Source organism: Yersinia rohdei ATCC 43380 (genome assembly GCF_000173775.1).
GTDB lineage: Bacteria > Pseudomonadota > Gammaproteobacteria > Enterobacterales > Enterobacteriaceae > Yersinia > Yersinia rohdei.
The window spans coordinates 1-12,270 of the sequence record NZ_ACCD01000024.1 but is presented as its reverse complement, the minus strand read 5'-3'; the positions used below and the strand labels follow the sequence as shown (position 1 = coordinate 12,270).

Here is a 12,270-nt window from a genome sequence, read left to right as displayed (position 1 = left end):
GACTTTAAAATGACACACAGGGGACATAACCATGTCTAGCACCAATTCTCAAACGAACCCGGCAGCAAAGCCAAAAAGTTCGTTTGATACCTTTTTCAAGCTTAGTGAACGTGGCAGTAATGTGCGCCAGGAAGTGCTGGCCGGTCTGACGACCTTTTTGGCCATGGTCTACTCAGTCATTGTTGTGCCGAGTATGTTAGGCAAAGCGGGCTTCCCACCAACAGCGGTATTTGTCGCGACTTGTCTGGTCGCTGGCTTGGGTTCTTTGCTGATGGGCTTGTGGGCGAATTTACCTATGGCGATTGGTTGCGCCATTTCCCTGACCGCCTTTACCGCATTCAGTCTGGTATTGGGCCAACACATCAGTATTCCTGTGGCATTGGGCGCAGTATTCCTGATGGGGGTTTTGTTTACCATTATTTCCGTCACGGGGATCCGCTCTTGGATATTGCGTAACTTGCCGATGGGGGTCGCACACGGCACCGGCATTGGTATCGGCCTGTTTTTGTTGCTGATTGCTGCAAATGGTGTCGGCCTGGTCGTGAAGAACCCTATTGAAGGTTTACCTGTCGCGCTGGGCGCATTCACCTCTTTCCCGGTGATGATGTCATTGTTGGGGCTGGCGGTCATTTTCGGTTTGGAAAAACTGCGAGTGCCTGGTGGCATTCTGTTAGTGATTATTGCTATTTCGGTTATCGGCCTGATTTTTGACCCGAGTGTGACTTATCAAGGGTTGTTCGCGATGCCGAGTTTGGCTGATGCTAATGGTAACTCATTGATTTTCAGTCTTGATATCATGGGCGCATTGAAACCTGTGGTGCTGCCAAGTGTGTTGGCATTGGTGATGACCGCGGTCTTTGATGCTACCGGCACTATCCGCGCGGTTGCAGGGCAAGCTAATTTGCTGGATAAAGACGGCCAGATTATCAGTGGTGGCAAAGCGCTGACCTCTGACTCCGTCAGCAGCATTTTTGCGGGCTTGGTGGGCGCGGCTCCAGCGGCGGTGTACATTGAATCTGCCGCCGGTACTGCAGCAGGCGGTAAAACCGGCCTGACAGCAACTGTGGTTGGGGTGCTGTTCTTGCTGATGCTGTTCCTTTCTCCGCTTTCCTATTTGGTTCCGGCTTATGCAACAGCTCCGGCCCTGATGTACGTCGGCTTGCTGATGTTAAGTAACGTATCCAAACTGGATTTCGACGATTTTGTCGATGCGATGTCCGGCTTGCTGTGTGCGGTATTTATCGTGCTGACCTGCAATATCGTTACCGGCATCATGCTTGGTTTTAGCTCACTGGTGATTGGCCGTATTTGCTCCGGTGAATGGCGCAGGCTGAATCTGGGCACTGTGATTATCGCGGTGGCACTGGTGGCATTTTACGCCGGCGGCTGGGCGATTTAATCATCAATAATATTGGGGGCGTTCTGCCCCCAATATGGTCACTGCTATATATCCCTACTTTCTTTGTTTTTTCCTGCTTTCAGTTACAGGTTTTTTCCCCGTTTAACAAAAAAGTGATCTACTATCAAAAGCGGCTATTCAGCCCAGCTTATGGGGGAAACGGTCAGGTCTTATATTGCGTTGAATGAGTTGAGTCTAAGGAAAGCATGGAAATCTTTTTTACAATCCTCATCCTGATTTTGGTGGTATCGCTTTCTGGCGTTGTCACTCGGATGCTACCGTTTCAAGTTCCCCTCCCTCTGATGCAGATTGTCTGTGGTGCCATGTTGGCCTGGCCCCACTTTGGTTTGCATGTCGATTTTGACCCGGAATTATTCCTGGTGCTGTTTATCCCGCCGCTGCTTTTTGCCGATGGCTGGAAAACACCAACACGGGAATTTCTCCATCATGGGCGGGAGATATTAGGTCTGGCTTTGGCCTTGGTGCTGGTTACGGTGGTAGGTATCGGCTATCTGATTTACTGGATGGTGCCGGGCATTCCGCTGGTGGCAGCCTTTGCGCTGGCGGCGGTATTGTCGCCAACCGATGCCGTGGCGTTATCCGGTATTGTGGGTAAAGGGCGAATACCTAAATCAATTATGGGCGTACTGGAAGGAGAGGCGTTGATGAATGATGCCTCTGGTCTGGTGGCGCTGAAGTTCGCCATCGCGGTGGCGATGGGCACGATGGTGTTTACGGTTTCCGGCGCCACGTTGGAGTTTCTGAAAGTGGCGATTGGCGGATTACTGGCCGGTGTGGCGGTAACCTGGCTGTACAGTAAGTCATTGCGCCTGATGAGCCGCTGGAGTGGCGATGATCCGGCCACTCAAATTGTCTTGCTGCTGTTATTGCCATTCGCCTCTTACCTGATTGCGGAACATATTGGTGTTTCCGGCATTCTGGCCGCAGTCGCTGCGGGGATGACCATCAGTCAGTCGGGGGTTATTCGTAATGCCCCACTGGCAATGAGGTTACGTGCTAACAGTGTGTGGGGGATGCTGGAGTTTGTGTTTAACGGCATGGTCTTTATCCTGTTGGGGCTGCAATTACCGGGGATTCTGGAAACCTCGATAGTGCAGGCGGAACTGGACCCAACCATTCAAACCTGGAACCTGTTTGCCGATGTCGCCATCATTTATGGTGCCTTGCTGGTGCTGCGTTTTGGCTGGTTGTGGTCGATGAAAAAGATTAGCAAGCGCTTACTGAGCAGGCGGCCACTGGAGTTTAGCACTTACACCACGCGCGAGCTGTGGGTGGCGTCCTTTGCGGGGGTGCGCGGGGCGATAACCTTGGCAGGTGTGCTGTCCATTCCTCTATTCCTCAGTGACGGCTCGGCTTTCCCCTCTCGCTACCAATTGGTATTTATTGCCACTGGCGTGATTTTATTATCGGTTATTGTCGGGGTGATTGCCTTACCACCTTTGCTACGCGGCGTGGCGATGGGCGATAAGAGCATCAGTCGTGAAGAGATTCGTTTAGCGCGTGCGGCAGCGGCAGAAGTGGCGATTGTCAGCTTAAATAAGATGGAAGAGCGCCTGGCGGCCAGCAGTGATGAGAATATCGACCCTGAACTGCTCAAAGAGGTGAGTTCGCGAGTCATTGGCCTTTTACGACGGCGTACTGGCAGTAAAGATGAAGTCGAAAATACCTTATTGATTGAAAATCTGGAGCGGCGTTTTCGGCTAACGGCTCTGCGGGCTGAGCGTGGTGAGTTATATCACCTGCGCGCCACCCAGAAAATCAGTGACGAAACATTGCAAAAACTGCTGCATGATTTGGATCTGCTGGAAGCCCTGTTGATTGAAAAAGAAGGTTAATTCTGCTGTGAATCCGGCTGCTACTTCGTAGCCGGATTTATCTCCACCCTTTATTGCTATTATTATGGGCCTAATAATTTGCTAATATATTATTTGGCACTTAATTTATATATAAAAGTATCGTGGGCCATTAATTATTAATGGCTGTTGTTAAGTTATTTAATAACGACTAACCTGAATATTCCAGAGTATTATTAACTCTATTTTATGCAAGGAGGCGTTATATGATAAACTTCTCTGAATTCAATTTTAATAATTCAATAGCAGATAATGTGGTTGGTATTTCATTTACAGAAATGTTTAATAAAGGTGGTTTGCGGGCCTATGGGACTAAGGTCGAGCAGGGCAATCGGGTTGGTTGTCACTATCATACCGAAGGCGAGGAATGGTATATTATTATTTCGGGTGAGGGGGCTGTCTGGACTGCGGATGTTATCGCGGGGATGCTAAAAAATAAACGCGTAGATAAATTTACTAAAGGCACTGTATTTTGTATTTATCCTAATACAGCGCATCAGCTTATCGCCAGTACCGATGTCGAATTTGTATTTTTGTGTCCACAATCACATCTTACCCATGACCGAATTTTATTTGACGATCTTGTCAAAGAAGTCGGCTGAAATAAATGGCACAGCCATAAATTTATTCCATAGTTACAAAGACAAAAATATAAAAAAGGGTGAGGAAAACCTCACCCTAAAATACTCAATGAAAAGACCCAAGTAATGAATTCATTCCCTTAGCCCTTAATGGCGTCAGGGTCAGTTAATTAATGTATTACCTGCGCTAAAAATGCTTGGGTGCGCTCCGACTTTGGGTTAGAGAAGAATTCAGCTGGTGGAGCTTGCTCAACAATCTCGCCGCGATCCATAAAAATGACGCGATCCGCAACAGTGCGGGCAAAACCCATTTCGTGGGTGACACACAGCATAGTCATCCCCTCATGTGCCAGGCTTATCATGGTATCCAGCACTTCTTTGACCATTTCTGGATCCAGTGCCGAGGTCGGCTCGTCAAATAGCATAATTTTGGGTTTCATACACAGCGAGCGCGCAATCGCCACCCGCTGCTGCTGGCCGCCGGAAAGCTGACCGGGAAATTTATGCGCGTGTTCGGCAATACGTACCCGCTCCAGATAATGCATCGCCAGCTCATCGGCCTCTTTTTTGGGCATTTTGCGCACCCAGCTTGGGGCCAGAGTGCAGTTCTGCATGACAGTTAAGTGCGGGAACAAATTGAAGTGCTGAAATACCATGCCAACCTCGGTGCGCACCCGCTCAATATTGCGCAAATCATCATTAAGCTCGATGCCATCCACCATGATTTTCCCTTGCTGATGCTCTTCCAAATGGTTAATACAGCGGATGGTGGTGGATTTTCCGGAGCCGGAAGGGCCGCACAACACGATGCGCTCGCCGGGGCGCACATGCAAATTGATATCTTTCAATACGTGGAATAGCCCGTACCACTTATTGACATTTTCCAACGTAATCATCATCTTATCGCCTTGTTTTGGCTGATTGTTACTCATATTGGGCCTCAATGTGTGGAACGTCCGGTGTGAAAGCGTTTTTCCAGATGTTGGCTATAGCGCGACATGCTGAAACAGAAAATCCAGTAAACTGCTGCGGCGAAAACATAGCCTTCGGTCGACATGCCAAGCCAGGCGGGGTCGACAGTGGCCTGTTGCACACTGCTGAACAGGTCAAATAAGCCAATGATGATAACCAAACTGGTGTCTTTAAATAGCGCGATAATGGTGTTCACCAGCCCTGGGATCACCATTTTCAGCGCTTGTGGCAAGATAACCAGCCCTTGTGTTTTCCAGTAGCCCAGCCCAAGTGATTCGGCGGCTTCTGTCTGGCCTTTAGGTAACGCTTGCAGTCCACCGCGCACCACTTCTGCCACATAAGCCGACTGAAATAGCACCACTCCCACCAGGGCGCGGATCAGCTTGTCGATGCTGGTGCCTTCGGTCATAAACAGCGGCAGCATTACCGAGGACATAAACAGCACTGTGATGAGCGGCACCCCGCGCCAGAATTCAATAAAGATAACGGATAGAATGCGCACCACCGGCATACTGGAGCGGCGTGCCAGAGCCAGCAAAATACCCAGCGGCAGAGCACCGGCAATCCCGACTGCGGCGATAATCAGAGTGAGTGTCAGCCCACCCCACTGATGGGTTTCTACACGGCTCAGCCCAAAGAAACCGCCATATAGCATCACCCACACCAGCAGCGGATAGGCCAGCATCCAGACCACTAAGTAGCGCCCACGATGTGGCATAGCGCGCCAGAACAGCGGGATCATCGTGAGTAACCCAATGATTAAGCTAGTATTGATTCGCCAGCGTTGCTCAATGGGATACAAGCCATACATAAACTGGCCAAAGCGCGCATGAATAAATACCCAGCAGGCCCCTTCCCGGGTGCAATCGCTGCGCGATGTGCCCAGCCAGTTGGCGTCAAAAATAGTCCAATTCAGCAATGGCGGGATAAACTGCCACATCAGCCACAGGCACAAGAGTGTCAGCAGGCTGTTGGTCCAACTGGAAAACAGATTTTTTCTGGCCCACAAAACCCATCGACTCACTGGGTTACCCGGTCGTACGGTGCTGGGAGGTTCGCGGCTTATTATCATGGTCATTCGCTTCCCTTAGCGCTCCACCAGCGCAATACGCCGGTTATAAAGATTCATCAAGAATGAAATGGATAGACTGATAACCAAATAGACCGACATGGTGATGGCAATGGTTTCTATCGCCTGGCCGGTTTGGTTCAGTACTGTGCCAGCAAACAATGACACCATATCCGGATAGCCAATGGCCGCCGCCAGTGAGGAGTTTTTGACGATATTTAAATATTGGCTGGTCAGTGGCGGAATGATGACCCGTAGCGCTTGGGGCAGAATCACCTGGCGCAAGGTGACCCTGTTTGGCAGCGCCAGCGAGCGCGCGGCTTCGTGCTGACCATAAGGCACGGACTGAATGCCAGAGCGAATCACTTCGGCAATAAAAGTTGAGGTATAAACTGACAGCGCCAGTGTTAACGCCGCCAACTCTGGGATAAGCACCAACCCGCCTTTAAAGTTAAAACCTTGTAATTCAGGTAGATTCCAATGCAACGCCGGGCCAGATATTAACTGTGCTCCTGCGGGCAGGGCTATCAAGAGCAGCACGCCAATGGGCCAGGTGCGGTGGAATTGTCCGGTATGTAACTGGCGAAAATGGTTATAGCGATGAATAGCAATAATGAGGGCAATGGCCAGTAACACGGCGACCAATGCGGGTATCGCACCGGCGGCAAACTCGGGTGAGGGCAGATATAAACCCCGGTTACTGAGGAAGGCGACACCAAAGGCCTCCAGACTCTGTCTTGGCCCAGGTAAATTGCGCAATACCGCGAAATACCAAAAGAAAATTTGCAGCAACGGCGGAATATTACGGAATGTCTCAATATAGATTGTCGACAGTTTGCGTAGCAGCCAGTTATCTGACAAGCGCGCTAAACCAAGAAAAAAACCCAGTATTGAGGCAAAGAAAATACATAATGCGGATACCAGCAGTGTATTGAATAGCCCGACCAGAAATACCCGGCCATAGCTATCGCCCTGCTGGTAGTCGATCAGATGCTGAATAATGCCAAATCCGGCGCTGTTGTTGAGAAAAGCAAAGCCGGAGGTGATGCCCCGGGTGGACAAGTTGGTCAGGGTGTTATGGAGTAAATACGCACCGCATCCGATCAGTATCAATAGCGCGATAATTTGATACAGCCAGGCGCGTACCGCTGGATTGGTCAGCGAAAAGGCACCTTTAACGGTTGGGCGTTGTGACATAGTGTGGGCCTCGGTCTGGGGAGTTCATCCGGCAGGGCTAACCTGCCGGAAAGGTCTCTTTAATCAGCGAACCGGTGGTGCGTACTGGAGCCCACCATTGTTCCACAGCGCATTTTGGCCGCGTTTAATTTTCAGCTCACTGCCCATGCCGACATTCCGCTCGAAGCTTTCGCCGTAGTTACCCACTTGTTTGACGATTTTAACCACCCAATCGTTAGGAACTTTCAAATCCTTACCGTAGTTACCTTCCTGGCCTAATAAATGTGCCATATCCGGTGTGGTTGGTTTTGCCGCCAAGGCTTCAACATTTTGCGATGTCACCCCCATTTCTTCGGCGTTCAGCATGGCAAACAGTGTCCAGCGCACGAGGGCAAACCAGTCTTCGTCGCCACGGCGCACGACTGGCCCTAAAGGTTCTTTAGAGATAACTTCTGGTAATACAATGAATTCGGTTGGTTTACCGAGCTTGATACGCAGGGCGTACAGTTGGGATTGGTCAGAGGCCAGGGTGTCACAGCGGCCAGAATCCAGTGCTTTGGCGCTTTCATCCGAGCGGTCGAAGGTGACTGGGGTGTATTGCATTTTATTGGCTTTAAAGTAGTCAGCAACATTCAGTTCAGTGTCAGTACCGGCCTGAATACACACGGTTGCCCCGTCTAATTCTTTAGCGCTTTTTAGCCCCGCTTTATTGTGGGTCAGAAAGCCGATGCCGTCATAATAGTTAACGCCGGTAAATAACATTCCCATACCGGCATCGCGAGATGATGTCCAGGTGGTATTACGCGACAAAATATCTACTTCGCCTGATTGCAGCGCAGTGAAGCGCTCTTTTGCTGTCAGCGGAGTGTATTTTACTTTTTCTGCATCACCAAAGATGGCTGCCGCGACAGCACGGCAGATATCGACATCCAGGCCGGAAAATTTACCGCTCGCATCGGCATAAGAAAAACCAGGCAATCCATCACTGATACCGCATTGCACAAAACCTTTTTTCTTCACCGCATCCAAAGTAGTGCCCGCGTGGGCCTGACCTGCTAATGCCACTAATGAGGCGGCAGCAACCAGAGTTGAAATCATTATTTTCTTCATGAAAGCGTCCTGTGAGGCAAAGTCGAGCCGATGTTAATTTTGTAGCGCACCGGTGATGCACTGTCGCTGTGTGTTGGCGTGTAGCCAGTTTGGTATTAGCAAATGCAATGCCAGAGTTGCATTCCATTGATCATCCGGATAATTACTATGGGTTAACTCTTTATGAGGAGGTTTTGATGGGGCAAGACGCACTTTTATCGGGCACTTAATGGCCGGTTGATGCTTTTTAGTGCAACCGTTTTGGGCAACGGAGTAGGGGAATGAGGGCGGAGTGGCCGCCTGTGTTTCGTCAATTGAGTAACATAAAAAGCAGCCTATAGCGGCACAATTCGGATTTTTTGAATTCCACATTCGTTATCTAATCCTGATGAGCCAGTTTTTACCTCGTCACATTAGATAAAAGGAGAAGAATGATGCCCCACTCTTTAACGGCCTTAATATTGGTTTTGCCCTGGCTGTTCGCTGCCAGTTGTCTGGCACAAGGGATTGTCGCCCCGACAACTGAATCCACAACCTGCAACAATATTGATTTTTCTCAGGTTTTACCCTGCTACCGGGATAAATTGGCAACCGAGCCGCTGGTTTACCATTTACTGAGTCAGCAGCATGTTGCTGGGCTGGAATGGCGTCGCTACCAACTGACTTCTCAGCATTGGGCTCCGGAGAATTTGGTTTCGCCCGCAGCCTGGCTGCATGAAGTGGAGGTCTTTATTCCCACTGGCAGCACCTCGACGCAAGTGCTGGTGGTCATTAATAATGGCACCAACCACGGCACAGAGACGGTGCCAGTTTCTGGCCCCACTAATTTTTCTCTCGGTACTTTGCAAAATATTGCCCGGATGACCAATACCCCAGTGCTCTCAATAAGCAATATCCCTAATCAATATCTTGAATATCAACCCGATGGGGAGCCACGTAAAGAAGATGACAGTGTGGCCCGCAGTTGGGCTTTATTTATGAGTGCGCCGCTGGCGCGATCGACATTGCCGTTGCAAGTTCCTATGGCGGCTGCAGTTTCCCAAGCCATGAGTATGGTGCAGCATGCTTTGCCGGAAATGGCATTAGACAGTTTTGTGGTCACTGGGATCTCTAAGCGCGGTTGGACAACCTGGCTGACGGCAGTAGTGGACTCGCGAGTTACGGCTATTGTCCCCATTGTTTTTGACCTGCTGGATACGCGCAATGCATTAGAGCATATGTATCAATCTTATGGGGGTAACTGGCCCATTGCTTTTGCCCCTTATTATCAGGAGGAAGTTGATAAAAATCTGGATACGCCCGCATTCACTCATCTGATGCAGATGGTTGATCCGCTGCAATATTTGGGGACGGAGTACCAATCTCGGCTCACTATTGCGAAATATATTATTAATGCCAGTGGTGATGATTTTTATGTGCCTGATAATAGTGATTTTTATGACGATAAATTACCGGGGCAAAAAACGTTGAGAGTGGCACCAAACTCCAGTCACTCGGGCATTACGGCTTTTACTGAGCAAGCTTTGATTACCTTTGTGAATCGCCTGCGGCAATCCATTCCAATGCCGCAAGTGACCGCCAGCATCGAAATGAAAAATAAGGTGCAAACATTGTCGGTGAATTTGTCTGAGTCACCAGAGAAAGTGGTGCTCTGGAGTGCCATCAACCCTGATGCGCGGGATTTCCGCTATGCATGTGATGTGCAGTACATGGCATTTCCCGTAGTGATATCAGCGGAAAATAATATTGAGGTAGCATTGACTGCGCCAAGCTCTGGTTGGCAGGCCACTTTTATTGAGGCGACATTCAATGATGGCTTTGTGGCAACTACCCCGGTGTATATCTTACCGAAAGACATTTATCCGAGTAGCGCGCCGCCAACCCACGGCACTGCATGTAAAACCTTGCCGGGGCGAAACCCCATCTTCCTTGGGGAAACAACACCAATAGAAAGTGCTGTAGAGGCAGCTGCACAGCAATAAGAAAACGGTATCAAGCTGATTTTTGATAATAAAAAACCCGGCGTAGTCACTGGCCGGGTTTACATATTTAATGGTGTTTAATAGAGCGACGGTTGGCCCTCTGGCCGGGTTTTGAAACGGCGGTGTAACCAAAGATATTGCTCTGGCGCTCGCATGATTTCTTTTTCAATGACCTTATTCATATAACGGGCTGCGGCTAGCTCATCGTCAATGGGATAATCTTCCAACGCCGGTTGGATCAATAGGTCATAACCACTGCCATCTGTTTTACGCAGCAATACTAATGGCAGCAAGGCCGGTTTTGCCAGGCGCGCTAGCATAAAAGTGCCGCTGGTGGTCGCCGCTTGATCCACTGCAAATAAAGGGGCAAAAACACTGCCACGCGGGCCGTAATCTTGATCCGGAGCGAACCAGACGGCCTCGCCTTTTTTCAACGCCTGCACCATGCCACGGAGATCTTTACGATCCAGCATGGCTTTGTTGGATCGCATTCGGCCCCATGTCTGCACCAATTCCATCACTTTATTATTGTGCGGGCGATACATTGCCATCATAGGTTGGCATTGACCCATCACGCGCCCACCCAGTTCCAACGACATAAAATGCACGCCAATCACTAATACGCCGCGATTGCCTTCCTGAGCTTTTTTCAGGTTATTCAGACCGGAAACAGTAAACCAACGTTTCACTCGGGAGTCGGGCCAGAACCATGCCATACCGGTTTCCAGCAGCCCCATTCCCAAGGATTCAAAATTACCGACAATAGTGCGTTCGAGGGTGACTTTGTCCATCTCTGGGAAGCAAAGCTCCAGATTGCGTCGGGCAATAGAAACCCGCCGTTTGAGAAAACGCATTGAGGTACGCCCGAGCCAAATCCCAAATTTGTTCAGCACTGGGTAGGGCAGTTGGACTAATAGAAACAGCACACCAAGGCCAAACCAGGTTAGCCAATAGCGAGGGCGGAGCAGGGAAATATGGAATTTCTGCGGCTTTATCATATGAACTCTATCGTGATGCATTAAATACAAATGTGTAACGCATATGGATATCACTCGATAGCGGTACATATTATCAGACACTGTTACTCAATTATCGTTTTCGTGAATACGATAATTGACGCAATATTTACATTAAAAGCGGGGTCGCGTAGTGAAGGAACACGAAAGGTGGGCTATCGATAAGCGAGATTGGCTTTTTTAAGATTATAACATAATCAATGTCTATGCCGTCATCGAATTCTCTGGGTATCAGTTCCTGATTTTTACCAGAATTCCAGCATTTTCCACCAAGTCGCCAATGGAATGAAGTCACAGCCGAACAAGATAGCCGCCGAGCCACCCGCAGCAGAATGCTTATCATCGGCACCCAGCTCATACCCAGTTCTGCGCTGGCAATAACTGACCTAAGCCCGGCAATAAAACCCAATTTATTGTTGGCTAGCGAGCATCAGCAGCACCGAGAACCCAATCATAGTGTGCCAGGTATCTTGCTTGGCAAGCACATTATCCACGTCAGAACGCCACTCAGTAACAAGTGTGAGGGGACGTGGGTTAAATATATTGTTCCGAATCGGGTGATTCGGACAAAATGCCGCTATTAATTTAATCTTTTAATTATATATAATATTTTCTGTTGTTTTATGCGCGCGTATATACTTGATTTTTAAATAAAAATAAAGTATTTGCAGATGGTGTTTTTTAGAATGGATATTATATTTTTAATGTAAGAGTTGGATTGTTGATTATTTTATAGTAGATAAATAGGGCGTTAATATTATAAACAACAAAAAGCCCGCACTAAGGCGGGCTAATATTACCAGAATAATTTAACTGCTCAGAATTATTAATTTCATCATTATCGTAACTTATTCTGGTATACCCGCCATCTTTGAAATCACAGCTGTATTTGCTGTAAATCCAATGACGAGGGTATTAATTATTGACTCTTACAGAGCAATAACGTTTACCGCTGCTGGGCCTTTAGCGCCGCTCTCGATAGAGAACTCAACTTTTTGGCCTTCATCTAAGGTTTTGAAATCATTGCTCTGGATAGCAGAGAAGTGAACGAACACGTCTTTGCTGCCATCAGCAGGAGTGATGAAACCGAAACCTTTATCAGCGTTAAACCA

General features: G+C 48.8%; 10 protein-coding genes and 1 pseudogene. 4 read left to right on the top strand and 7 right to left on the bottom strand.

Going from position 1 to position 12,270, the window contains the following annotated elements; translation table 11 throughout:
- The first annotated feature begins 31 nt into the window (after window positions 1-31).
- The 3 genes from YROHD0001_RS04440 (at window position 32) to YROHD0001_RS04450 (ending at window position 3,875) form a co-directional block, all read left to right on the top strand.
- Entirely contained in the window at window positions 32-1,399 is a 1,368-nt protein-coding gene (locus YROHD0001_RS04440; protein WP_004715809.1) for an NCS2 family permease, read from the top strand.
- Window positions 1,400-1,605: 206 nt separating this feature from the next.
- On the top strand, window positions 1,606-3,255 hold the full coding sequence (locus YROHD0001_RS04445) for a Na+/H+ antiporter (RefSeq protein ID WP_032817530.1): 1,650 nt from the start codon (window positions 1,606-1,608) through the stop codon (window positions 3,253-3,255).
- A 224-nt stretch (window positions 3,256-3,479) separates the two neighbouring features.
- On the top strand, window positions 3,480-3,875 hold the full coding sequence (locus tag YROHD0001_RS04450) for a cupin domain-containing protein (protein WP_004715807.1): 396 nt from the start codon (window positions 3,480-3,482) through the stop codon (window positions 3,873-3,875).
- 149 nt (window positions 3,876-4,024) lie between these two features.
- Here the strand turns inward: YROHD0001_RS04450 and YROHD0001_RS04455 are convergent, their stop codons facing one another.
- From YROHD0001_RS04455 to YROHD0001_RS04470, 4 genes are all read right to left on the bottom strand, one after another.
- Window positions 4,025-4,786: an amino acid ABC transporter ATP-binding protein gene (locus YROHD0001_RS04455; protein ID WP_004715806.1), complete on the bottom strand. Its 762-nt coding sequence runs from the start codon at window positions 4,784-4,786 to the stop codon at window positions 4,025-4,027.
- 8 nt (window positions 4,787-4,794) lie between these two features.
- Window positions 4,795-5,904 carry an amino acid ABC transporter permease gene (locus YROHD0001_RS04460; RefSeq protein WP_072086852.1) on the bottom strand — a complete coding sequence of 370 codons (1,110 nt, stop codon included), beginning with the start codon at window positions 5,902-5,904 and terminating at the stop codon, window positions 4,795-4,797.
- A gap of 9 nt (window positions 5,905-5,913) precedes the next feature.
- Window positions 5,914-7,092, bottom strand: coding sequence for an amino acid ABC transporter permease (locus YROHD0001_RS04465; RefSeq protein ID WP_004715804.1), 1,179 nt, complete (start codon window positions 7,090-7,092; stop codon window positions 5,914-5,916).
- Window positions 7,093-7,155: 63 nt separating this feature from the next.
- Window positions 7,156-8,181: an amino acid ABC transporter substrate-binding protein gene (locus YROHD0001_RS04470; RefSeq protein WP_004715802.1), complete on the bottom strand. Its 1,026-nt coding sequence runs from the start codon at window positions 8,179-8,181 to the stop codon at window positions 7,156-7,158.
- Window positions 8,182-8,594: 413 nt separating this feature from the next.
- On the opposite strand from YROHD0001_RS04470, the gene YROHD0001_RS04475 reads away from it, so the two are divergent.
- Window positions 8,595-10,142: a PhoPQ-activated pathogenicity-related family protein gene (locus tag YROHD0001_RS04475; protein WP_032817526.1), complete on the top strand. Its 1,548-nt coding sequence runs from the start codon at window positions 8,595-8,597 to the stop codon at window positions 10,140-10,142.
- Between the two features lie 77 nt (window positions 10,143-10,219).
- Here the strand turns inward: YROHD0001_RS04475 and lpxP are convergent, their stop codons facing one another.
- The 3 genes and pseudogenes from lpxP to YROHD0001_RS0118390 all read right to left on the bottom strand — a co-directional run.
- The gene (gene lpxP / locus YROHD0001_RS04480; protein ID WP_004715798.1) at window positions 10,220-11,140 is read right to left on the bottom strand and encodes a kdo(2)-lipid IV(A) palmitoleoyltransferase; all 921 of its coding nucleotides are present in this window, start codon (window positions 11,138-11,140) and stop codon (window positions 10,220-10,222) included.
- Between the two features lie 278 nt (window positions 11,141-11,418).
- A pseudogene (locus YROHD0001_RS20960) lies at window positions 11,419-11,675 on the bottom strand (anion permease); the annotation flags it as partial.
- 412 nt (window positions 11,676-12,087) lie between these two features.
- Window positions 12,088-12,270: cold shock domain-containing protein (locus YROHD0001_RS0118390; RefSeq protein WP_032817524.1), on the bottom strand; the 183-nt coding region annotated here is incomplete at its 5' end.